Origin of the sequence: Psychrobacter sp. NPDC078929, assembly GCF_050267985.1 — a bacterium.
Taxonomy (GTDB): Bacteria; Pseudomonadota; Gammaproteobacteria; order Pseudomonadales; family Moraxellaceae; genus Psychrobacter.
Genome location: NZ_JBNNFX010000019.1, coordinates 44,407 through 66,971, shown reverse-complemented (window position 1 = coordinate 66,971; position 22,565 = coordinate 44,407). Strand labels below are relative to the sequence as shown.

Genomic DNA, 22,565 nt, shown 5'->3' with positions numbered 1-22,565 from the left:
TTTTAAAATGAGGACACGCCCTAGCAATATTGATAACTACTCTACTCTATAGAGTGAAGTAATTATCAATTAGCGTATTGAGATTTATGATACCTAATCAAGTTAATACGCTGCTAAACTTTCTTATACAACCATCTAAACTACTCTACTCTTACTACATCTCAATCCCTTCTGCCTTCATTACTGAATGCAGATCCTTGTCACCGCGTCCTGACATATTAACGATAATCGTCTGATCTGGTGTCATGGTTTTAGCCAGTTTCAATGCATAGGCGACCGCATGAGCAGTTTCAAGCGCAGGGATAATACCTTCTTTGCGCGTTGCCTCATGGAAGCCTTCTAACGCCTCTTTGTCAGTACAACCAACATACTCAACACGCTTCATGTCTTTTAGGAAGCTATGCTCCGGACCGACACCAGGATAATCAAGACCCGCTGAGATAGAATGCGTCTCTTGAATCTGGCCATCATCATCTGCCATTAGGTAAGTACGGTTACCATGTAGCACGCCGATACGACCAGCAGCCAATGGTGCTGAATGACGACCTGACTCGATACCATCACCCGTTGCCTCGACGCCATACATTTTAACTTCAGTATCGTTCAAGAAGTCAAAGAACAAACCAATCGCGTTTGAGCCACCGCCAACACACGCAACCAGTGCATCTGGCATTTTTCCTGTTTTTTCTAGATGCTGAATGCGCGCTTCTTTCCCAATAATCGCTTGGAAATCACGAACCAATAGCGGATAAGGATGCGGGCCTGCCACAGTACCGATAATATAATAGGTGCTATCTACATTGGTCACCCAGTCACGCATGGCTTCATTCATTGCGTCTTTGAGCGTGCGTGAGCCAGAAGTGACGGGCACAACTCTCGCGCCAAGCAAGCGCATACGATAGACGTTCATTTTTTGACGCTCGACATCGTCCGCACCCATATAGACGATACATTCTAGCCCTAAGCGTGCCGCAATGGTTGCCGTCGCGACGCCATGCTGTCCTGCGCCCGTCTCAGCGATGATACGTTTTTTACCACACATTTTGGCAAGCAATGCCTGACCAATGGTGTTGTTTACTTTATGCGCACCTGTATGGTTTAGGTCTTCACGCTTAAAGTAAATTTGCGCACCGCCAATCTCATCGCTCAAACGCTTAGCATGATACAGTGGCGTTGGACGACCGACATAATTGACCAAATCGTTATGATACTCTTCCCAAAATGCTGGATCTGCTTTTACTTTGGTATAAAGCGTTTCTAGCTCTTCTAGAGCAGCCATTAGCGTCTCAGAGACAAAACGCCCCCCATGTACACCAAAATGACCGCGCGCATCAGGATACTGGTTAAAGTCCTGTACGTTTTCAGGATTGGTAAAAGTGTTTACAGACTGTGCGGTAGCAGATAAATCTTTGTTTTCGACATGACTCATGATAATTCCTACTGTAATAAGTGGTATTTTTTGGATAACTTTAGATAAATAGAGAAAAAATAATAAAAGGGATAATAATCTAATAAGATTTAAGCAGAAAAATCGGAATAACGATCAACTAAGCAGATTGTTTATCGCAAATAGCTAGATACAAACCCACTTAGATGGCGCCAGTGACCGTAGCGTTTTGCCATCGATCGCGTTTGACCGCTTTCATAAAGGCACGCATTTTGGCAGCGTCTTTTTTACCTTTATCAACCTCAATACCACCGCTCACATCGACGCCATAAATAGGTAAATCTAATGTCGCGGCAACATTGTCGGCATCGAGCCCACCAGCCAAAACGATCGGCAGTGCACTGTCATGTGGAATGAGACTCCAGTCAAAACGTGCGCCTGTACCGCCATACTTATGCTGATGATAAGCATCCAGTAAAATACTACTGGCACCTGCTTTAGCAAATTGATTAATCTGAGCGCGGACGCTATCGAGGGTGTCTTGCTCTGTATTGATACGCAATGCTTTGATCCAACGTTTATTGACCATACCTGCCAGCTGTTGGCACTGCTCAGGCGTTTCATCACCGTGGAACTGGATAATATCAAAAGAAACGTTGTTTGCTAATTTGATTAGCTCATCTTTAGGCATATTGACCACTAACGCCACCACGCTGACAAAAGCAGGCACAGCAGCGCTCAGGGTTTGCGCTTGCTCTATCGTAACTGCACGTGGACTTGGTGGATAAAACACCAAACCCACTGCATCTGCACCTAACTGTGCCGCAGTCTTTATATCACTAAGCTGAGTAAACCCGCAAAACTTAACGTGCATTTTGTGACCTTGCGTTTCATGGTACTGAATATGACACCGATTATAGCGGCATCAGATAGGTTCAAGCTAAAGATAAATCGTTAGATGTGATGAGGTTTTGTTAACCAAACGGCAAAGCCATTGCATCCAAAAACTTATCCTAGCATACTTTTATCCTTAGTTTTGTTTATGATTGCGATTGATTAATATAGGGATACTTTGATGTCTAAGACTGCACAGACAGCCGCTACTGATACTGATACTGATACTGATACTGACGACAATGCTACTAGCAAAAATCCACCGCATTACTTGATGTGGTTTCGTCGTGACCTACGTATCCATGACAATACTGCTTTAGCAGCGCTTTGCGAACGTGCCAATGAAGACAACGCCTCAGTGTCTGCCGTATTCTTTTTGACACCTGAGCAGTGGCAAGCACACGATACCTCCCTTGTACAAGTTGATCACATTGCTCGCACGCTACCTATTCTAGCGAAGGAATTACAATCGCAATTGAATATCACTTTAACAGTACAGCTCTGCTCAAGCTTTGCTGACTGTATAGATGCGCTCACGACCTTATGCAATGACAATGAAATCAGCTGCATCATGGCCAATCACGAGTACGAAGGCAATGAGATTGATCGTGATGAGCAGTTAAGCAAACAACTTGCAAAAGACGGTATCGAGTTCGTCCGCTGGCATGACCAATGCATTTTGCCACCAAAAACTATCACTACCAATGATGGCGATAGTATGTATAAGGTTTTTACGCCGTTTTATAAAAAATGGCGACATACATTGGACGTCAGCACCATTCAAATGCATGAAGCACCCGCAGTGGATAGCGATTATAAAATCAAACTACCATCATCGCAAACGTTTGCCAATACAATCGACAAGATCAAATCACTAAGTGAGAAGATGCTCAGTGACTACCAGCAGACATTAGAAAAGAACGAGTCATTGCAGCATATCGATATGATAGCTCAGCTTGACCGCGCAAGAGACGCCTATCCTGCAGGTGAATCTGCCGCTTGCCAGCGTCTAGAGGCATTCGTCGATGATGATATCAATAATTATGATGTGAGCCGTGATGTCCCCCATCTGCATGCAACCAGTCAGCTATCGGCTTATCTCACTATAGGCTCTATCAGCCCTAGGCTATGCTATCTACAGGCAAATGCAGCACAAGAGAAACTACATGGCAATGATGGCGACAATGAAGACATCAATCGCTGGATAAGCGAGCTTGCCTGGCGAGATTTTTATCGTCACGTGCTGGTCGAAAAGCCAAACCTTATTCGTCATAAAGCCTACAAAGAAGAGACGGATACTAAGATTAACTGGTCATATGATACCGATGATTTTGAGGCATGGTGCACAGGTATGACAGGCGTGCCGCTCGTAGATGCTGCGATGCGTTGTTTAAATGCGACGGGGTTTATGCACAATCGCTTGCGTATGGTGACTGCGATGTTTTTGACCAAAGACTTATTGATTGATTGGCGCTTGGGTGAGCGCTACTTTATGCAGCAACTGATAGATGGGGATTTTGCGTCCAATAACGGCGGTTGGCAATGGAGCGCGTCGACAGGTACGGACTCAGCGCCCTACTTCCGTATTATGAACCCCTTTAGCCAAGCCAATACGCACGATTCTAAAGCTCTGTTTATTAAAACTTGGCTACCAGAGTTAAAAGATATTCCTAACAGTATCTTACATAACGAAGATAAGATGCGTAAAGAATTGGCAAAAGGTGGTAAGTTTGCCGATGTCGACTACCCTGCGCCGATGGTCGAGCATAAATCGGCGCGCAAGCTGACTATTGCTGAGTTTAAAAAAGAAGCTTAATTTTAGAAAACAACTAGCAGACTAGCCATTGGTAGTGACTGGCAACTGACATGCACCTGCACCCTGAGTGGTAACCGTCACTACCGCTCCCGTGAGTGCAAATAGCTGCTGCAATTGGGTTTGCGCATTTTTCAGTGCCATATTCATAACACCACCTCGGCAAGCACGCTCAAGCACTTCTTTTTTTGCCATGGTCTGTGCTTGCGCTAATATTTTAGGGTCGACTTGCATCATGCCAAAAGCCCCTGTCTGCCAGTCGTAAATCTCAATATCATCCAGATATACTGAAAATATCTCTGTAGGCGGCAAAGTAATATTGATTTGCGGCATAGTGGCAGCTGGTGAGTTGGCATTAGCTACTTGCTCTTCGTCTGCATTAGCTTGAGCAGGTTGCACCACCTGTACCATCTCAGGCGTCAACGCACTCAGATCAATGCCTGCCTCTACGCGACCATGAGCGATAAACAATGCTTTTTGCTCATCCTGCCATAGTTTCATCCAGCTCCCGGGTCGCTCGCTCGTAATCACTGTATCGACACTGAATGCGACGGTATGTAAGCGGTTTAACTGCTGAATTTGCGTAACCACGCCTTCGCGAGTAATAGTTTCTATCGGCGCTTCTTCTGGTTTGTTTTGCGCACTATAAATAGCAAAAACAATCGCTGCTAGACCGATGAGTAATATCACCCACGACATTGTCGCAATAGGATGTTTCTCAGGCTTTTGAGTGGCATTAGCGTTATTCATATCAGGATTATCCATAGAAGCTACCTTTATAATGTTGCATCGTTTGGTAAGGCTAAGAGCGTTGTAAAAACGGAACAGATGCTTAGTCTATAAATGCGACTATTGTGCAGTAACTTCAAGTAATGGCTACCATTCCTCTACATAACTTTATGCATAAACCTCTACGCAATCATGTTAATAAACTGTCTCTCAAGTAATCAGTGCTTTCGCTATAAAATCATACGAATAGCTCAATTATTTACCCCTTATTGAAGCCTTTGCATCACGTTCGGTCTGAAAAGACAAAAAGTCATTGCGTCTTAGGCGAACTTTACCTAACATAGTCAGATTGTATGAATAAAATGTCAGTCTCAAAGCATTTATCAGGGTTTTGATCTGAATAGATTGCATTTTTGGCCTATTGATACATCAAATCAAATTTGCCTCTCTTTTATGAGAGTGGTTTTTACTGATGTGCTTTGTATATAAGCAGATTGGTAACTAGGAAATACCCTAGATTATTGCTAAGTGATAAAGGTAAGCTTGCGGCGGCAATGAAACGATTAGCCATACGCTCAACATCCTACTATTTCTTATTTTTTTATCGTTGATAAGGTTACGCTTTATTTATGAAAGCCAGTCAATTTTTATTTGCCACACTAAAAGAAACCCCAAGTGACGCCGACATCGCCTCAAGCCAATTGATGGTGCGTGCTGGTCTTATCCGCAAGATTGCTTCTGGATTGTATATTTGGTTGCCTATGGGTCTGCGCGTTTTGCAAAAGGTCGAACGCATTGTTCGTGAAGAGATGCAAAACGTCGGCGCACAAGAAGTGCTAATGCCGATGACTCAGCCTGCTGAACTTTGGCAGACGACCGGACGTTTTGATGATTATGGTCCTGAGCTATTGCGCTTCAAAGACCGTCATGATCGCGACTTTGTACTTGGTCCAACGCACGAAGAAGTCATCACCAATCTAGCACAAGGTGAGCTGCGTAGTTATAAACAACTACCGATTACCTTCTTTCAGATTCAAGGTAAATTCCGTGATGAGATTCGTCCACGCTTCGGTGTGATGCGTGCTCGTGAATTTACCATGAAAGATGCTTACTCTTTCCATGTGGATCAAGCCTCATTAGCCAAGACTTACCATGATATGTATGACGCTTATACACGCATCTTTACCCGCTTGGGCTTAGATTTCCGTGCGGTACAAGCAGATACAGGCTCTATCGGTGGTTTTGCCTCACACGAGTTCCATGTATTGGCAGATAGCGGCGAAGACGATATTGCGTTTTCGGACTCATCTGACTATGCAGCCAACGTAGAGCTAGCAGAATCTGTCAGCACCGCTGAGCGTCAACCGCCGAAAATGGAGCGTGAAGACGTTCTAACCGAAGGCATGACCAGCTGTAAAATGGTTGCTGAACACTTGGACATCCCGTTAGAAACGACGGTTAAAACCTTAATCGTTCATGGTCATACTGAGAATGATGAGCCACAACTGATTGCTATCGTATTGCGCGGCGACCACCAGCTCAACACTATCAAAGCTGAGAAAATTGAAGAAGCCAACGTACCATTGACGTTAGCATCTGACGAAGAGCTAAAAGCGGCAGGCCTGCACAAAGGCTATATCGGTGTTAATTTAGATATGCCTGTATTCGTTGATCGTTCGGCAGCTGCGTTATCAGATTTCGTTTGCGGTGCGAACGAAGTGAACAAACATACTATCGGTATGAACTGGGCACGTGATACTCGCATTACTCGCATCGTTGATGTACGCAATGTACAAGAAGGCGACCCGTCTCCTGATGGTAAAGGCAGCCTTAAAATCAAACGCGGTATCGAAGTCGGTCATATCTTTCAGTTGGGTGATAAATACTCACAAGCGATGAACTGTACGGTTTCTGGCGAAGATGGCAAACCTGTTACTTTGATGATGGGCTGTTATGGTATTGGCGTTAGCCGTATCATTGCCGCTGCTATCGAGCAGAACAATGATGAAAACGGCATCATGTGGCCAAAAACACCAACGGTTGATGATTCAATCGCTCCTTTTGAAGTCGCCATCATCCCGATGAAGTCTAAAGAAGAGACGGTCATGCAGACGGCAACCGCCCTGTATGAAGAGTTAAAAGCTCAAGGCATCAACGTATTACTGGAGGATCGTAACGAGCGCCCAGGCGTTAAGTTTGCTGATCTTGAGTTGATTGGTATACCGCATCGTATCGTCGTGTCTGATCGCAACTTGGCGGAAGACAAGTATGAATACGTCAATCGCCGTGAAGCTGAAAAACAAATGCTGAGCCGCGAAGAAGTCATGGCAAAAGTAAGCGGTAAATAGCTTTACGAGTAAAGACTATATAACAAAAAGCGCCTATCTCACATGATGAGATAGGCGCTTTTTTATTGGCTTAAAAACTATTTAACATTGTATTTTTATGAACATCGTATTTTTAGCAAGAACTTACTGGCGGATCAAACGGCTTGGCTTAGGCAATAAACGTATATCACTAACACGGCATGGATTGATATCGATACCACCGCGGCGCGTATACCACGCCCGTACCATTAGCTCGCTTGGCTGATAGTATTGGCTCAAATCAGCAAATATCTGCTCGACACACTGCTCATGGAAACCATTGTGCTGACGGAAGCTCAATATATAACGCAGCATATTTGCATTATTAAAAGGCTTATCAGTTGTTATCGAAACGGCCAAAGTACCCCAATCTGGTTGATTGGTCACTGGGCAATTACTACGCAGTAAATTGGAATAAAAGGTATACGGCTGCGTACCATCACTTGCCACGCTTTCATCGCTAGCCCCTACTTCGTTTTCACTCAGCAATGACGCATCAGGATGTTCAGTTAAAGCAATTTTATCCGTGCTATCTGCCAATGCCTCATCAATACAAACACCCTCAGGCTGAGCAATCAATAACGCTGTTTCATCACCATTTAGATCATCGTTTAAACCAAATAACGCTACCTGTACGTCTGCTTGCAAACAAGCTGATAAGTCTTTCGCAATCAACGCTTGTACGTCGTTCCAACTGGCGAACTCGGTAAAATTAATACTATTTAAATACAATTTAAGCGATTTTGATTCTACGATAAACGGTGAGCTAGCAGGAATGCTAAAGCGTGCAATCGCTACTTGCGAGATACCTTGCGGATTTAACCAAGATATCTCAAAAGCCTGCCACCAATCGACACCGACGGTTAGCTTATCGTCTTGCCAACCGATCGCATCACGTCCCATGCTGCGCGCAATCGGATATAGCGTCTCTGGGCTATACTCAGTTGGATAGTCTGTGGTTTGCTCACCCAAGATACCGTGAATACTCATCTGTCTTCCTAATATTAAACCGTTTTAAATTTGCTCAAAATAATATACTTAGCGAATAATACGCACTATAGACGCACGCGCGAACCGTTACTTAGCAAGCGATAAGCGATGGTATAGAATATCGCACAGAACACAAAAATAGCCGCCATCGAATACCAAACATTGACATCAGAGTAGCCAAGAATACCGTAACGGAATGAGTTGACCATATAGACGATAGGGTTCAGTAGCGAGATATTTTGCCAAAATGGCGATAAATTCTCCATCGAATAAAACACACCGCCAAGATAGGTCAATGGCGTCAGTACAAAGCTTGGGATAATAGAGATATCATCAAACGAGCGTGCAAATACCGCATTGATAAAACCACCTAACGAAAACAAGATAGACGTGCCAAGTACCGTAAATATAGTCACAAATAAATGCTCGATACCAAGATCAGTAAAGAACAGCGCCACTATCGAGACAATCACACCGATAGCCAGTCCACGGAAGATACCACCACTGATATAACCCATCAAAATAGCATGCTTGGATACTGGCGAGACCAAAAGCTCTTCGATACTAGACGTGAACTTGGCACTAAAGAAGCTTGAGACGACGTTAGAGTAACTGTTGGTAATGATCGACATCATGATCAAACCAGGCACGATAAACTGCATGTAAGGCACGCCGCCCATCTCACCCACACGCGAACCAATCATCTTACCAAAGATGACAAAATACAAACTCATCGTGATAACTGGCGGTAGCAACGTCTGCGGCCAGATACGTAAAATACGGCGCACTTCTTTGAACCAAATAGTACGAAACGCAATCCACTTTTTACTCAATGACATTGTTTTATTATGATCGACTAGCTCCCGACTCATAATCCCGCCTCCTTCATGCTGTCTGCACTCTGAATGTTTTTGTCTACCAAGCGCATAAATAACTCTTCTAGTCGGTTGGCTTTATTGCGCATACTCGCCACACTGATACCCTTATCAGACAACTGATCAAAGACACCGTTTAGTGACTCACCTTCTGTCAAGGTAACTTCTAGCGTTTGCTCATCTGGTTGCGAGACCCCGGTGACTCCTGTCAGAGCCAACTGCTCAGTGAGCGGCGTATCCAAATCAAATACAAACGTCTCTACCGACAACTGCGCCAGTAGCTCTTTCATTTCTGTATTGATTCGAATCTCACCATGATCCAAGATCGCAATGCGTTTACACAATTGCTCAGCTTCTTCGAGATAATGAGTCGTCAGAATAATAGTGGTGTTTTCTTCGATATTAATCTGCTGCATGAATTCCCACATTGAGCGGCGTAGCTCGATATCGACACCCGCTGTTGGCTCATCCAGAATCAATAGCTTTGGCTTATGAATCAATGCTCGCGCAATCATCAAACGGCGTTTCATACCACCAGATAGCTCACGTGATTTACTGTCGCGTTTATCCCATAGTCCCAACGCTGTTAACAGTCTCTTTGCGCGTGGTTTGGCTTCTTTTGCTGGAATGCCAAAATAACCCGCTTGCGTAATCAAGATATCTTCGACTTTTTCGAACATATTAAAGTTAAATTCTTGCGGTACAACACCAAGGTATTGCTTGGCAATCGAAGGGTTCTCTAATAGGTCTGTGCCGAAAATATGAACGCTACCGGTGGTTGGCTTAAACAATGAGCTAATAATACCAATCATGGTAGATTTGCCTGCGCCGTTTGGCCCAAGTAACGCAAAGAAACCACCTTGTGGTACTGTTAAATCAACCCCTTTTAATGCCGAAAACCCATTGTCATAGGTCTTGGATAGGTTTTTTATGGAGAGTGCTGGTGCATCAGACATGAAGACCTCTTTATTTGTTATCAATTTATATAAAATGCGATTTTAGAATAATAGGCCGTGTTGAACATTCGACTATCATTATCATATAGGCAAAAGCCGTATAAGAATGTTCAACACACTCTACTCTCTAAAGGTGACAATGTACGGTAATAAACGAACTAATCTCATAAAATGAGGCTACTCATGACGAATTTCAACTGCCTTATATTCGAAGTACCATATTAATAATACTCATCATGAAAAAGCGCCTATCTCATCACTGAAATAGGCGCTTTATAGATATACATCGTAAAAGCTTGGAAGGTAATCAACAAAGATTAGCTTGCTTCTGCGACCATATAATCTACGGCATTTTGAACTTCTTCATCAGGAATATCCGCGCCACCTTTAGCAGGCATCGCATTGAAACCATTGATAGCATGGGTATATAGCGTGTCTTTACCTTTTGCAATACGTGGACCCCAAGCGCCAGCATCACCAAAGATAGGAGAGCCTAGCAAGCCTGCTGTATGACAAGTATGACATACGGCGTTATATACCGCTTTACCGTCACGAGGACCGTCGCCAGCAGCTGGGCCAGATGAGCGTGCCGTTACATCACAAGCTTCACCGTCTTCAAAACAGATATTGGCAACAGGCTGGATACGCGCAATCAGATTAGGGTACAAAGCAATTAGCTTCTGTACTTGCGGCGTATCTTGTGGAATTGGCTCTTCATCAGCGGCAGGCGCTGCAGCGGCAGTTTCTTCGCCTTCTGCTGGAGCGGCTTCGTCAGTGGGTGCAGCACCATCTGTCGTATCTGCAGCAGCTTGGGTATCGTCACCTAGCGTTTCAGGAGCAGCTTCTACGACCTCTTGGCCTTCTGCTACGTCTGATGCAGTTACAGGAGTGTCTACAACATCTTCAGCTTGGCTCACCGCGATACTAGCGATTCCTAGAATGGCAGCTGCCGATAACATAACTACTTTTCTCATTCGTCACGTTCTCTTATTACGTATACAAGGACTAGCACGGCTCGGACATTCTGTCTGTCCTCCTTTGACGACCTCTAAGTCTTCAATAGCAGACAGCCATCCCGCGTGCCAGCGCACTTGCAATCGGTGATTATAAATATGAATTCTCCCCAACATTATAAGGGAAAAGGCAGGTAAATTGCCATGCTTGTTTAATGACTTGACTGTTTTTTCTTAAAAAACCTCAATCGCGACTGTCATTTATTGGCTTTATGCTTTTTATTTGTTAGACTAAGCGGTCTTTATTTCTAGACACCTTATGCTAATTATCATGCGCATCTAAGCGTGACAGTCAGACATATCGTTATCATATGCGCTCGTAGCTCAGTTGGATAGAGTATCGGTCTCCGAAGCCGAGGGTCGTGGGTTCGATTCCCGCCGAGCGCACCAATCATTATGTTCCAACCTCGCTCTATCACTTCCTTAGTACTATTTTAAACTACCTACACTCATCAAACCTACACTTCAAAATGTTTGCGATTTTTCTGTGCTTGTATACTTCTGAGGCTCTTACCTATAGTCGATTCAGTATAATTTGGATACAAGGAAGCCGAGTGAAAGTACTACAAGTAGTAGACTGAGCGAGACTGACACCGTAGCCAATTTATAGAGGATTGACTATATAGCAAAATTACTCTGCATCTTGTAAATTGGCAGTCAATTGAGCACGGCTAGGTATATGGTGATAATTAATCACTGGCACATCACCCAAACGGCGCTGACCTTCAGCAATCTTTTTATCAATCGTAATCATCGCAATTTTTTTGTCTTGTTTGCTAACGAGCAAATGATTTGCCTTACGCGTGACTCGATAATCGGCAAAATGCTGTTTTAATATCGCTGTTGTTTTTTGCAGCGCATCATTCGGTGTTGCATTTTTTGATTTTGCGCCGCTATGCGTTTCGCCTACTTTTGCGCCGCGCGATTTTGCCACGAACCATAAAACTGCGATGACAGCGAACAATATGACAAGCCACCAAATTCCGTCTATCATAAGTAAAAATATCCATTATTAGCAAGGGTTGGCTCATGTTAGCAGAATTATCACCAGCGTTAATAGCAGAAGTAAAACTTGCAGCACAACTACTGGCATCGAAACAGCGTATTTGTATTTTGACTGGGGCTGGTATTTCAGCAGAAAGCGGCATCCCAACGTTTCGAGATAAGCAAACAGGGCTGTGGGAGAACTACGGTATCGAAGACTTAGCCACCCCTGAAGCGTTTACTCGTGATCCAAAGCTGGTGTGGTCATGGTATCAATGGCGTCGGCAAATGGTCGCAGACAAAGCGCCAAATCCTGCCCATCATGCGTTGGCTCAGTGGCAGTATCATGCGCAAACCTCCGATCAGCAGCTGACACTCATCACCCAAAATGTCGATGATTTGCACGAGCAAGCTGGTAGCGCGGTGACTCACCTGCATGGTCATCTGTGGCGTAACCGCTGTGGTCAGTGTGAGATACCCTATCAAGATCAATCGAGAGCATCGTACGATAATCAAGGCACTATGAGCTTTGATGAATCACTGCTTAACTGTCCGCATTGCGACGGTTATATTAGACCAGATATTGTTTGGTTTGGCGAAGCTCTACCTGTACAGGCATGGCAGACTGCCGAAGAAGCTGCAGCTAATTGCGAGGTGTTTATCAGTATCGGTACCTCAAGCTTGGTTTATCCTGCTGCTGGATTGGCACAATCAGCCAAACAGAATGGCGCGCAAGTTATCGAGATCAACCCTGACCCAACACCAAATACCATTGTCGATATCACATTAGCAGAAAAGGCTGGAATAGTACTGCCACTGCTGATAGAAGAAATTACTGCTTTATAATTACTACTGCTCGTAAGTACTACTAACGACAGGCAACAAAAAAGGCGTAACAGTTTATATAAACCGTTACGCCTTTACTACTCATAACGAACTCGTTAAAATTATTTCAATGCAAGATCAACTCTCGCCAAGTAAGCTTCTTTTAACTCATCATTGATAAATGCCGATTTAAACGAGTTTTTTACTAATGTAATAACATCGTCTTCCGTAATCGGTAGATTTTCGTAGAGGTTGATAAAGTTTTGATTCACATACCCTTTGAAATAAGCTGGATCGTCTGAGTTGACGCTAATATTCAGACCATAGTCTAAAAGCTCTTTAATATTGTGCTCTTTATAAGTCTCAAAGACTTTTAGCTCAATATTCGAGTTCGGGCAAACGGTCAATGGCATTTGTTCGTCTTTGAGTCTTTGCATCAACTCTGGGCTTTTTATAGATTGCACACCGTGATCAATTCTATTGATATTCAATAAATCTAGCGCTTCGTAGATATACGAAAAGTCTGCTTCTTCGCCTGCGTGAGCAACCAACTTAAAGCCTTCTTCTTTAGCTTTTTGGAAGACCTCTTTAAACTTCGATGGCGGGTTGCCTAATTCTGATGAGTCCAGACCCACACCGATAATGTCGTCTTTATAGTCCAGTGCTTGCTCTAACGTTTCAAAAGCTTCTTCTTGCGATAAATGACGCAAAAAACACATGATGATGCATGATGTGATACCGTATTTTGCTTTGGCATCTGCGAGCGCTTCTTTGATACCTGTGATGACCGCTTCAAAAGGCACGCCGCGTTCGGTATGCGTTTGCGGATCAAAGAATATCTCTGTGTGGATGACATTGTCTTCGACACATCTAAGAATATATTCCCACGTCAAATCATAAAAATCATCTTTGGTGAGTAAAACATTTGCGCCGGCATAGTAAATATCTAAAAAACTTTGCAGATTGTTAAAGTTATAGGCGGCGCGCACGTCTTCTACGCTGTCATAAGGTATCTCTACATTGTTCTTTTTGGCCAGTCTAAACATCAGCTCAGGCTCTAGCGAACCTTCAATATGTAGATGAAGTTCGGCTTTCGGTAGTTTCTTTATTAATTCAATCATAGTATTCCAATAATGGTGTTATCGAGACGAGCCCTAGTAGATATTGCACAGTAGGATAATCAAACCATGCATATATGAGGTGTTATCTGTCTCAGAAGAGTTATTTTAACACTAAAAGCATATCGCCTAAAACAAAACCCTTTGACCGTATAGATAAGCTACTTATAAAAGCAACCTTCTTAATACAACCGTATAAGGCGCAAATTACTTTAAAAATACGACTGTATCAGACAGCTCATTGCCTTCTGGATCGCGCTCTAAATGATAGTATTGACGTAACACTTGCCCCACTTCGTCTAGCAGTTCAGCTAAGCTCTCTTCTGTCTTTTGAGTAGCAATACCAGATACTGCCTTTTCGCACATTGCATTCCATACTGTTGGACTAACGTGAGCGCTGATACCTCGGTCTGCGACAATCTCTAGTTTACGCTCGCATATATTGACATAGATCAAGACGCCCGTATTTTCTTCAGTATCCCAGACGCGATATTCGCTAAACAAATCAATCGCACGCTCACGGCAGTTCATGCGATAAGCTTCTTGGATAGGCAGATGGTTTTCTACAATTAAGAACACCTCACCACGATGCCCACGTTCGGCTCGTGTCACAGCATCTGTTAAACGCGCCTTAGATTCTGTTGTTAGCCACTTACTATGTAATAAAGGGACGAACAAAACTTGACGCCACCAGCGGGCAAAACTGGGGTTTGAAGCGTTGTCTTCTACCATTATATTATTTCCTCAAGTACGTCGTTTTCGATGGTTATGTAGAGTTTATTTTGTTTGCGTGTGTGGAATACTTACCACGAGCCACCTGCGCCGCCGCCGCCGAAACCACCGCCGCCGCCGCCAAAGCCGCCGCCTCCGAAACCACCACCGCCAAAGCCGCCTCCACTGCCGCCGCCCATACCGGGCAAGAAAATCATGCCGCCTCTGCGCCCACCTTTACCGCCGCCGCCTTTTCCACCGCCACCGCCGCGTGAGATCAAAAACATCCAGATAAAGATTGCCATAATCAGCGTCATGAAGAAGCCGCCGCCTAAGGCTATCGAACCTGCAAAAAACCCGCCAGCGGTAATGATAGAACCAAATACTCGGCCCAATATATTCGTAATAAAGCTACCAAAAATCATCGCCATGATAAATAAGAAAATAGGTGACGGCAGCTCGTCTGAGCTTTGCTGAGCAGTATGTTCTGCGGCTTGTGCATCAGCACGGGCTAAGACTTCAGGATCAGCAGTTAGGCGTGTTTTGAGCGCTTCAACGCCAGCGATTATCCCCGCACCATAGTTATTTTGCTTAAATAACGGTGTGATATCTTCGCGAATGACACGATTGACTGCCGCATCGGGCAAGACGCCTTCTAGTCCATAACCCGTTAGAATATACATATCACGGTCATTGACAGCAACGACCATCAGCAGACCGTCATCGATAGCTTCATCACCCAATTCCCACTTCTCAGCAACTTGCAAGGCATAATCAAATATTGGTACGCCATTGGTAGTTGGTACGATAACCACTGCTGCTTGTGCTAAGCCCTGCTGGTAAATACTTCGAAGCTGCGCCTCTAGACGTAGCTTTTCTTGAGGATTTAAAATATTGGCCTGATCAACGACTGGTTCATTAAGTATCAACTTGTCAGCGTTAACACCCTCGGCACTGGAGCCTACAGGTGGCTGAGCGGTTGTTTGAGCATTGGCAGTACCATTTGCTGTGCTTTGGTTATCTGCGTTTTGATTGATAGCGTCGTTGCCGAGCACCGCCCCATTGATAGCATCGTTATTTAATACAGCATCATTGATTGCTTTGTTAGACTCGCCTGCTTTAGCAACGGCCACCAATTCTTCAACACTACGGTTTTGCAGATCCGAGGTGCTATCTGTCGCCACCGCTGTCTCATTGGGTGCAGCGTGCAATGCAGGCACGCTGACGACACCTAACGTAAACAGTAATGCTGATAAGATTGCTTTTGAATTATTCATCTAATCTATACCACCTCAGATAACATCTTTACCAATTGATAGACTCTAACTAATCATTATCAAACCATTAGCTAAATAAACAGAGCTGCCTATGCCGCTCTGTCTTCACGTTCATTCTAAATTTTATTCAGCTGACTTTTCTGTAGAATCGCCAAAATCAACACTTGGTGCGGTTGAAATCGCCTCTTCATTGGCCACACTAAAGTTGGGCTTAGTGTCCATACCAAATACTTTTGCAGTGATGTTGGTTGGGAACTGACGTACCGTTGTATTGTAACCCTGCACTTCTTGGATATAACGGTTACGAGCCACAGCAATACGGTTCTCAGTGCCTTCTAACTGTGCTTGCAGGTCCTGAAACAGTGCATCTGACTTTAGATCTGGATAACGCTCAGACACTGCCATCAAACGTGACAATGCACCTGTCATCTGCTCTTGCGCTGCTGCATAACGCTCCATCGCTTCTGGATCATTAAGCACTTCTGGCGTCACCGTGATACCGCCCGCACGTGAGCGAGCTTCTGCCACTTGGGTGAAGACTTCTTGTTCTTGCTCAGCATACTGCTGTACGACTTTGACTAAGTTTGGCACCAAATCAGAACGGCGCTGATACTGGTTGACCACTTCTGACCATGAAGCAGTGACCTGCTCATCTTGTGCCTGCAGGTTATTGTAGCCACAGCCACTTAGACCAACCGTAGAAGTTGTCAATAAAGCGGCTAGCAACATCGGCTTCATAATAGATTTACGCGTCATTGTTGATTCTCCTAATAATGATAAATAACAAATATCCAGTACCACGTTTTTAATATTTTTAAGTTTTCTTGGTATTCATACGGCAGTCATACGCTCTATATACTGTATATCTGCGCATCACTCTATCAGCATGATATCAAAAGAAGTTGTCCTAATGATGGCGTTATATACGGCTTTTTACAATTGACCGTTACCAAAACACAACCGCATAGCATCAACGATAACGTGTTTTTATCATGATAGATATAGAGCAAAAATCTAGCAGTCTAGAGGAATCAGACTAAATGTTATGAAAGTACAAACAATTATTTATATATAATTTAAATCTTGCTAATGTATCAGCCAAATAAAATACGAATATATCTACTGTCTATAAAGAAATTTCTAGTAATTAGTACAAAAATATGGCAAATTGCAGTTACGTAGCCGTACGGTTTGAATACATTTGGTAGTGGACTTATAGTTTGATTAGTATTAGCAAGTTGTTAATTTCTTAATAAAAACATCAATTAACTGTCAAATTATCGCTAAATACTGTCAATTCGCCATACCAGTCATGTATTTATTCAAGACAGCTCATAGTAAGTTGAATGCCATCATGGTGATGGATATTTAATTATATAACCGCCTGTTTTATCCGCCGGTCAACTTATGACTCATCTGATGTATAACATGATGATAGAAGACCGCAGTAGTTGAGGTTGTAGAATAATAGTAAACGCAGCTGATATTTATATTATCAGTGATAAGCGCTATGCAAATAGTCCGTATTACTGATGAGATACGCGGGTAAATACAGACAACTACAGTCCATTCTTGGTGGCCAAGCACATGAGACTTAGACAATAAATAAGTCGATGCAGAGACTTTAACTGCTTAACTTAAATAAGTAAGTTAACCAGTTAGTTTACTCCTAGCAAACAGTGCCACCTTGAGACAGTACTAGGAACATAAATATGGAAGGTTTAGTTAACTTAGTAAATGGAATTATTTGGAGCCCAGCGCTGATTTATCTCTGCTTGGGTGCCGGTCTGTTCTATTCCATTATGACGCGCTTTGTACAAGTACGTCTATTCGGTGAGATGATCAAACTCCTATTCACTGGTAAATCTAGTGCACAGGGTATCTCATCATTTCAGGCACTTGCCGTCTCACTCGCCGGTCGTGTGGGTATGGGTAACATCGCTGGGGTAGCTGCTGCTATCGGCTTCGGTGGCCCAGGTGCCGTTTTCTGGATGTGGATCGTAGCCTTCCTAGGCGCATCTACAGCCTATGTCGAATCTACCCTTGCTCAGATTTACAAAGAAAAAGATGTGGTAACTGGCGAATATCGCGGTGGCCCAGCTTATTACTTTGAACGTGCCCTTGGTCAAAAGTGGTACGGTATCCTCTTCGCAATCGCTTCTATTTTATCATGTGGTATGTTCTTACCTGGTGTACAGGCGAACGGTGTTATCAGTGCATTTGCACAGGTAATGGGCGAAGGTACGATCATGAACGTTGCAGGCCTAGAAGTTGGCTCTATGCGTTTGGTCGGCTTGGCTATCATTTTAGTCGTGCTAGGTATCATCATCTTTGGTGGTATTAAGCGTATTGCAACCTTTACTGAGTTTGCAGTACCTTTCATGGCATTAGGTTATATTGCCCTAGCGTTGATCATCATGTTCAGCAACTTCAGCTTGATTCCAGATGTGTTTGGTATGATCGTTGGTGATGCATTCACTGCACAAGCAGGTTTTGGTGCTGCTATCGGTTGGGGTGTGAAACGTGGTATCTACTCCAACGAAGCTGGTCAGGGTACAGGTCCTCACGCTGCTGCTGCTGCTGAAGTTGAGCATCCATCACAGCAGGGTTTAGTTCAGGCATTCTCAGTATATGTTGATACATTACTAGTATGTTCTGCTACTGCATTCATGATCTTGTCTACTGGTATGTATAACATTCAAGGTACGCTACCAGATGGTCAGTTCATCGTACAGAACGTCGCCGCTGCTACTGAAATCAATGCTCCTGCTTTCACGCAAATGGCAATGGAATCTGTATACGGTACGTTTGGTAATGTCTTTATCGCAATCGCTGTATTCTTCTTTGCCTTTACGACAATTCTGGCTTACTACTACATCGCTGAAGTAAACGTCGCTTACTTAACACGTTTCCTCGGTCGTAGTGCGAACAGAACTGGTCTATTCCTAGTGAAAGTGCTTATCATGGCGATGGTTGCTTATGGTGGTCTAAACTCAGCTGGTTATATCTGGGCAATCGGTGATATCGGTGTTGGTCTTATGGCTTGGCTTAACATTGTTGGTATTCTTGTCATCTTCATCGTGGCTCGTCCAACTCTTACTATGCTTAAAGACTATGAAGCTCAGCGTAAAGCTGGCGTCACTCGCTATAGTTTTGACCCTGCTAAATTCGGCATCAAAAACGCACCGTATTGGGAAGAGCGTCATCTAGCACAGCAAAAAAGCATGAACGCTGATCCATTACGTAAAGATAAAGTGTAAATCGATTTAATAGGATTGCTCCTTAATCTTATTGAATAAATAAAAAGCCCGAGACTATGTTCTCGGGCTTTTTTGTTTGGTTAGTTGTATACACTGCTACAGAATAGCTTGCTGAAAAAATATCAAAATTCACGTTCATACAACCTAGTTGAATACCTTAAAACCACCCTTTTATCTTCTAAAGTTAATCTGTATTTTAAGTAACGTATAACTGTTATTTTATCTTTTGCTTGTCCTCTTTATAGAGTTCGCTTTAGCATTAGACTACTTTATATTAATTAAGTCGTCGTACCAGTATAGGTAAGCCACAGTTCCCCTATTCTTAATCTATAGACGTAAAAAAGCCTAGCGCGATGGCTAGGCTTTCTTTAACTTATAGATTATAAATCTACGCGTTAATAAATAGCTTATTCAGGCATTAATACTGCATCGATAGTATGAACCACACCATTGGTTGCCATGATATCTGTACCAGTGATATTTGCTGTGTTACCAGTAGCATCAGTAATTACATTGTCTTCACTGATAGTGATAGTTTTACCATTCGCCGTTTCAATCTCAGTACCGTATGGGATATCAGCCGCTTTAACTTCCATTGCTAGTACATGGTAAGGAAGAACCGTTTTTAGCAAGTCTGTATTGGCCAATAGCTCTTCTTTAGTCACACTTAGTTTTTCTAGTACTGGCGCAAACGCATCATCAGTTGGGGCAAATACAGTATGCTTAGTTTCTTCCATTAGCATAGTATCAAGACCAGCAGCCTGTAGCGCAGCGGTTAAAATAGTTAGGTTTTCGTTTTCTGCTGCGATTTCAGCGATAGTTTGAGTCGCTTCCATGTCCATTTCGGCCATTGGCTCTGCTTCAACAGCTTCTGTCTCAGCAACTGGCTCAACTGCCATTTCTTCAGTCGCTTCTGGTTCAGTTGGCTCCGCAACAGTTTCAGTGTCATTACACGCTGCTAGTGACATGGCTGCGGTTACAACTGCGATAGATAACAAGTTCTTCTTTAACATAGGTAATTCCTTTTTGGATAAATAATTGATTAAGGGATTTATTTAAATTAATAATTTTCGATAAATATAATGGTGACCAATGATTGATAAATTTACCAATTACTTAGTCATACTATTTAGTCCGTTATATTGATAGTTCTCAGTCTAACTGTTTAATTTTCAAATGGTATTTACTTAGGTAGCAACACTGTATCAATCACGTATATAGCATTGTTTGCTTGTATATCAGTTATTGCGATATTTGAGACAAAATGATGTGGATTAACTATTTTCGGATTTTTATTTAGAAAATTCTAACCTAAATAACCCCACTCTCAACTTGAAATAAGCAATTCAAACTGAAGAGGCGGGTTACCAAGTTTTTTGTTGAGTACAAAGCACAGATTGTGTGAAAGAATCTTACGAATCAATCGATGAGACAAATGCCATAAATCTCTTGCTCGTACCCTTTGTATATTAAATCGTTCTGATAACTGACCAATGACTGTTTCAACGATACGGCGGGCTTTCATTAGCCGCCTTACCACAGGTTTGGGTCTATCCTCTTTCATGTTGGCTCTGAGTGGCGTTTGTAAATCCACGCCTTGAGCGTCGTAGTACGATGTCAGACTAGGGCTGATATACCCTTTATCAGCGCCAAGTAGCCCATGAATATGAGTGGTGATTTCTGGGGCAACCGCTCTTTCATCAACATTGGCAGGAGCAAAGGTAAAGCCTTTAATCATGCCCGATAAGTTAACAAGCAAATGGCCTTCAAAGCCATAGTACCTCTCTTGCTTAGCGGCACAGTAGCTAAAAGCTGCTAAGTCTTGATAATTCTTATGCCGATAAGCGCGTCCATAATGACAGACGGGTATCGGAAAACCATCCATAAAATGGATGTTGTCACGGCCTTCAATTTGACTGACGTTATCTTGTATCTGCTGTTTGACTTGCCACAGATTGGCGCAGTGCTTTGCGAAGTTAGGGTATGAGCCGATGGCTGGAAACCAGTCTTGCCAATGCTGGGTAAAGTATTGCCAAATTTGTTTGTCTTGATCAAGGCGTAAAAATTCACCGACCATCTCCATGCAAATAACCTCAGGATCACTTAGCTTTGGCGCGTAACCTGCACTTCGCAAGGGTTTGGTGACGACTATTTTGTAATATTGCTCTACCATTAAATAGATATTGATGATAAATTCGTCTATGGGCATCTCACAACTCCATTGTATTCTTGGTCGAAAACAATAGATTAGTGAGGTGCTCTTCTTTTTTCAATCACTTTCGAAGTTGAGAGTGGGGTCTAAATAGGAACTTATATAGATAAAGCTCTAAAGTCTAAAACAGCCGTTGTCTAATAGTGAAATCATCACAAACAATGGCTGCTTAGTCTTATAATAAATACAGTAGGTATGCCTCAGTAAATACTTATTTAGGCAACAATACTCTATCGATTACATGGACAACACCATTGTTGGCAGCGATATCAGTCTTCACGATGTTGGTTGTGCGACCATTCTCATCCATCAATTTGCCTTCTTTGGTTACCATCAACGTATCTTTGCTAGCGGTCATTACGTTACCAGGCTTCACATCTTTGGCATACATAGCCATATCACCAGCGACTACGTGATAACCCAATACTTTGGTCAATAGTGGCTTGTTAGCAAATAGCTGTGCTTTGGTCATACCTGTTTCTTGCAATGCTTGCATAAAGGCGGCATTGGTCGGTGCAAATACCGTATAGTGAGCGTTAGGATCAGACAACATATCGACTAGGCCTGCTGCTTGTACCGCTTCTACCAATACTGAAAAGTCAGGATTGCTTTGCGCAATTTGTACAACATTCATCTTAGCCATACTCTGACTATGCATTGGTGCTTTCATATCGCCCGTCTTTGCTGGCATCATATTATTACAAGCACTTAGACCTGCAATTGAGATAGCCAATGTACCGATGGTGGCAATTTTAGTAAGTTTCATAACATTTTCCTTAATGATTTGAATTTCTTTGACGTTGGTATTGTTTCGACTATGATATTACTGTCTTACAGATCATTCTGCCTGCTAATGCCATTTGCTCACCATACCGTACTGCTAATACCGATACTTTTGGTACCAGTTGCTGCTAATAAATGAGCCTATATTTATAAGTAGGACTTACTAAGACCTTGTATTTCTGAAATTAAATTAACATGTAAGCAATCTTTATCAACCTGACTTTGCGCAATTTTTTGTGGTATGGGTGTAAATTCTGTCTGACTTCTGGGCGTTCCCGTTGGCTTTCATTTACAAAAGAAAAGCTTTATGTAACCCCTTAGCGAAATGATATTCATTTGTGCGTATCTGCTTTATGAAATAGACTCTGATGT

General features: G+C 43.0%; 19 protein-coding genes and 1 tRNA gene. 5 read left to right on the top strand and 15 right to left on the bottom strand.

The window, feature by feature from the left end; all coding sequences use genetic code 11:
- Positions 1-154: 154 nt before the first annotated feature.
- Both trpB and ACQKCG_RS10885 read right to left on the bottom strand, forming a co-directional pair.
- Complete coding sequence (trpB, locus tag ACQKCG_RS10890; protein WP_102093518.1) at positions 155-1,429, bottom strand: tryptophan synthase subunit beta; 1,275 nt, start codon at positions 1,427-1,429, stop codon at positions 155-157.
- Between the two features lie 160 nt (positions 1,430-1,589).
- Positions 1,590-2,291 carry a phosphoribosylanthranilate isomerase gene (locus ACQKCG_RS10885; RefSeq protein WP_264757035.1) on the bottom strand — a complete coding sequence of 234 codons (702 nt, stop codon included), beginning with the start codon at positions 2,289-2,291 and terminating at the stop codon, positions 1,590-1,592.
- Positions 2,292-2,462: 171 nt separating this feature from the next.
- Between ACQKCG_RS10885 and ACQKCG_RS10880 the strand changes: the two genes are divergently transcribed.
- Positions 2,463-4,097, top strand: coding sequence for a cryptochrome/photolyase family protein (locus tag ACQKCG_RS10880; protein ID WP_134292769.1), 1,635 nt, complete (start codon positions 2,463-2,465; stop codon positions 4,095-4,097).
- Between the two features lie 21 nt (positions 4,098-4,118).
- On the opposite strand, the gene ACQKCG_RS10875 is transcribed toward ACQKCG_RS10880, so the two are convergent.
- Complete coding sequence (locus tag ACQKCG_RS10875) at positions 4,119-4,859, bottom strand: DUF4230 domain-containing protein (protein ID WP_134292768.1); 741 nt, start codon at positions 4,857-4,859, stop codon at positions 4,119-4,121.
- Between the two features lie 593 nt (positions 4,860-5,452).
- On the opposite strand from ACQKCG_RS10875, the gene ACQKCG_RS10870 reads away from it, so the two are divergent.
- Positions 5,453-7,171 carry a proline--tRNA ligase gene (locus tag ACQKCG_RS10870; RefSeq protein ID WP_134292767.1) on the top strand — a complete coding sequence of 573 codons (1,719 nt, stop codon included), beginning with the start codon at positions 5,453-5,455 and terminating at the stop codon, positions 7,169-7,171.
- Between the two features lie 123 nt (positions 7,172-7,294).
- On the opposite strand, the gene queF is transcribed toward ACQKCG_RS10870, so the two are convergent.
- The 4 genes from queF to ACQKCG_RS10850 form a co-directional block, all read right to left on the bottom strand.
- On the bottom strand, positions 7,295-8,179 hold the full coding sequence (queF, locus tag ACQKCG_RS10865; protein ID WP_134292766.1) for an NADPH-dependent 7-cyano-7-deazaguanine reductase QueF: 885 nt from the start codon (positions 8,177-8,179) through the stop codon (positions 7,295-7,297).
- Positions 8,180-8,244: 65 nt separating this feature from the next.
- A complete protein-coding gene (locus tag ACQKCG_RS10860) occupies positions 8,245-9,018 on the bottom strand; it encodes an ABC transporter permease (protein WP_102091147.1) in 774 nt (257 codons plus the stop codon).
- A 29-nt stretch (positions 9,019-9,047) separates the two neighbouring features.
- A complete protein-coding gene (locus tag ACQKCG_RS10855; RefSeq protein WP_101204942.1) occupies positions 9,048-10,010 on the bottom strand; it encodes an ABC transporter ATP-binding protein in 963 nt (320 codons plus the stop codon).
- Between the two features lie 317 nt (positions 10,011-10,327).
- Positions 10,328-10,984 carry a c-type cytochrome gene (locus ACQKCG_RS10850; protein WP_101204943.1) on the bottom strand — a complete coding sequence of 219 codons (657 nt, stop codon included), beginning with the start codon at positions 10,982-10,984 and terminating at the stop codon, positions 10,328-10,330.
- 352 nt (positions 10,985-11,336) lie between these two features.
- Here ACQKCG_RS10850 and ACQKCG_RS10845 point away from each other — a divergent pair.
- A tRNA-Arg gene (locus tag ACQKCG_RS10845) sits at positions 11,337-11,413 on the top strand.
- Positions 11,414-11,654: 241 nt separating this feature from the next.
- Here ACQKCG_RS10845 and ACQKCG_RS10840 read toward each other — a convergent pair.
- Complete coding sequence (locus ACQKCG_RS10840; RefSeq protein WP_134292765.1) at positions 11,655-12,017, bottom strand: hypothetical protein; 363 nt, start codon at positions 12,015-12,017, stop codon at positions 11,655-11,657.
- A 35-nt stretch (positions 12,018-12,052) separates the two neighbouring features.
- Between ACQKCG_RS10840 and ACQKCG_RS10835 the strand changes: the two genes are divergently transcribed.
- Entirely contained in the window at positions 12,053-12,853 is an 801-nt protein-coding gene (locus tag ACQKCG_RS10835; protein WP_134292764.1) for an NAD-dependent deacylase, read from the top strand.
- A 101-nt stretch (positions 12,854-12,954) separates the two neighbouring features.
- Here ACQKCG_RS10835 and ACQKCG_RS10830 read toward each other — a convergent pair whose 3' ends face one another.
- From ACQKCG_RS10830 to ACQKCG_RS10815, 4 genes are all read right to left on the bottom strand, one after another.
- A complete protein-coding gene (locus tag ACQKCG_RS10830; RefSeq protein WP_134292763.1) occupies positions 12,955-13,953 on the bottom strand; it encodes an adenosine deaminase in 999 nt (332 codons plus the stop codon).
- Positions 13,954-14,157: 204 nt separating this feature from the next.
- A complete protein-coding gene (locus ACQKCG_RS10825; protein ID WP_134292762.1) occupies positions 14,158-14,682 on the bottom strand; it encodes a TPM domain-containing protein in 525 nt (174 codons plus the stop codon).
- A gap of 71 nt (positions 14,683-14,753) precedes the next feature.
- The gene (locus tag ACQKCG_RS10820; RefSeq protein WP_134292761.1) at positions 14,754-15,938 is read right to left on the bottom strand and encodes a TPM domain-containing protein; all 1,185 of its coding nucleotides are present in this window, start codon (positions 15,936-15,938) and stop codon (positions 14,754-14,756) included.
- 123 nt (positions 15,939-16,061) lie between these two features.
- The gene (locus ACQKCG_RS10815) at positions 16,062-16,694 is read right to left on the bottom strand and encodes a LemA family protein (protein WP_057758539.1); all 633 of its coding nucleotides are present in this window, start codon (positions 16,692-16,694) and stop codon (positions 16,062-16,064) included.
- 956 nt (positions 16,695-17,650) lie between these two features.
- On the opposite strand from ACQKCG_RS10815, the gene ACQKCG_RS10810 reads away from it, so the two are divergent.
- On the top strand, positions 17,651-19,198 hold the full coding sequence (locus tag ACQKCG_RS10810) for an alanine/glycine:cation symporter family protein (protein WP_101204950.1): 1,548 nt from the start codon (positions 17,651-17,653) through the stop codon (positions 19,196-19,198).
- A 407-nt stretch (positions 19,199-19,605) separates the two neighbouring features.
- Here ACQKCG_RS10810 and ACQKCG_RS10805 read toward each other — a convergent pair whose 3' ends face one another.
- The 3 genes from ACQKCG_RS10805 to ACQKCG_RS10795 all read right to left on the bottom strand — a co-directional run bounded on the left by ACQKCG_RS10805 (position 19,606) and on the right by ACQKCG_RS10795 (position 22,176).
- On the bottom strand, positions 19,606-20,211 hold the full coding sequence (locus tag ACQKCG_RS10805; RefSeq protein ID WP_134292760.1) for a fasciclin domain-containing protein: 606 nt from the start codon (positions 20,209-20,211) through the stop codon (positions 19,606-19,608).
- Between the two features lie 314 nt (positions 20,212-20,525).
- Positions 20,526-21,407 carry an IS982 family transposase gene (locus ACQKCG_RS10800; protein WP_134292850.1) on the bottom strand — a complete coding sequence of 294 codons (882 nt, stop codon included), beginning with the start codon at positions 21,405-21,407 and terminating at the stop codon, positions 20,526-20,528.
- A 214-nt stretch (positions 21,408-21,621) separates the two neighbouring features.
- The gene (locus ACQKCG_RS10795) at positions 21,622-22,176 is read right to left on the bottom strand and encodes a fasciclin domain-containing protein (RefSeq protein ID WP_057758533.1); all 555 of its coding nucleotides are present in this window, start codon (positions 22,174-22,176) and stop codon (positions 21,622-21,624) included.
- Positions 22,177-22,565 lie beyond the last annotated feature (389 nt).

Excerpts from the sequence above, each read along its gene's own strand:
- trpB (WP_102093518.1), bottom strand. The coding sequence starts at position 1,429 with ATGAGTCATGTCGAAAACAAAGATTTATCTGCTACCGCACAGTCTGTA.
- ACQKCG_RS10880 (WP_134292769.1), top strand. The coding sequence starts at position 2,463 with ATGTCTAAGACTGCACAGACAGCCGCTACTGATACTGATACTGATACT.
- ACQKCG_RS10875 (WP_134292768.1), bottom strand. The coding sequence starts at position 4,859 with ATGGATAATCCTGATATGAATAACGCTAATGCCACTCAAAAGCCTGAG.
- ACQKCG_RS10870 (WP_134292767.1), top strand. The coding sequence starts at position 5,453 with ATGAAAGCCAGTCAATTTTTATTTGCCACACTAAAAGAAACCCCAAGT.
- queF (WP_134292766.1), bottom strand. The coding sequence starts at position 8,179 with ATGAGTATTCACGGTATCTTGGGTGAGCAAACCACAGACTATCCAACT.
- ACQKCG_RS10860 (WP_102091147.1), bottom strand. The coding sequence starts at position 9,018 with ATGTCATTGAGTAAAAAGTGGATTGCGTTTCGTACTATTTGGTTCAAA.
- ACQKCG_RS10855 (WP_101204942.1), bottom strand. The coding sequence starts at position 10,010 with ATGTCTGATGCACCAGCACTCTCCATAAAAAACCTATCCAAGACCTAT.
- ACQKCG_RS10850 (WP_101204943.1), bottom strand. The coding sequence starts at position 10,984 with ATGAGAAAAGTAGTTATGTTATCGGCAGCTGCCATTCTAGGAATCGCT.
- ACQKCG_RS10840 (WP_134292765.1), bottom strand. The coding sequence starts at position 12,017 with ATGATAGACGGAATTTGGTGGCTTGTCATATTGTTCGCTGTCATCGCA.
- ACQKCG_RS10835 (WP_134292764.1), top strand. The coding sequence starts at position 12,053 with ATGTTAGCAGAATTATCACCAGCGTTAATAGCAGAAGTAAAACTTGCA.
- ACQKCG_RS10830 (WP_134292763.1), bottom strand. The coding sequence starts at position 13,953 with ATGATTGAATTAATAAAGAAACTACCGAAAGCCGAACTTCATCTACAT.
- ACQKCG_RS10825 (WP_134292762.1), bottom strand. The coding sequence starts at position 14,682 with ATGGTAGAAGACAACGCTTCAAACCCCAGTTTTGCCCGCTGGTGGCGT.
- ACQKCG_RS10820 (WP_134292761.1), bottom strand. The coding sequence starts at position 15,938 with ATGAATAATTCAAAAGCAATCTTATCAGCATTACTGTTTACGTTAGGT.
- ACQKCG_RS10815 (WP_057758539.1), bottom strand. The coding sequence starts at position 16,694 with ATGACGCGTAAATCTATTATGAAGCCGATGTTGCTAGCCGCTTTATTG.
- ACQKCG_RS10810 (WP_101204950.1), top strand. The coding sequence starts at position 17,651 with ATGGAAGGTTTAGTTAACTTAGTAAATGGAATTATTTGGAGCCCAGCG.
- ACQKCG_RS10805 (WP_134292760.1), bottom strand. The coding sequence starts at position 20,211 with ATGTTAAAGAAGAACTTGTTATCTATCGCAGTTGTAACCGCAGCCATG.
- ACQKCG_RS10800 (WP_134292850.1), bottom strand. The coding sequence starts at position 21,407 with ATGCCCATAGACGAATTTATCATCAATATCTATTTAATGGTAGAGCAA.
- ACQKCG_RS10795 (WP_057758533.1), bottom strand. The coding sequence starts at position 22,176 with ATGAAACTTACTAAAATTGCCACCATCGGTACATTGGCTATCTCAATT.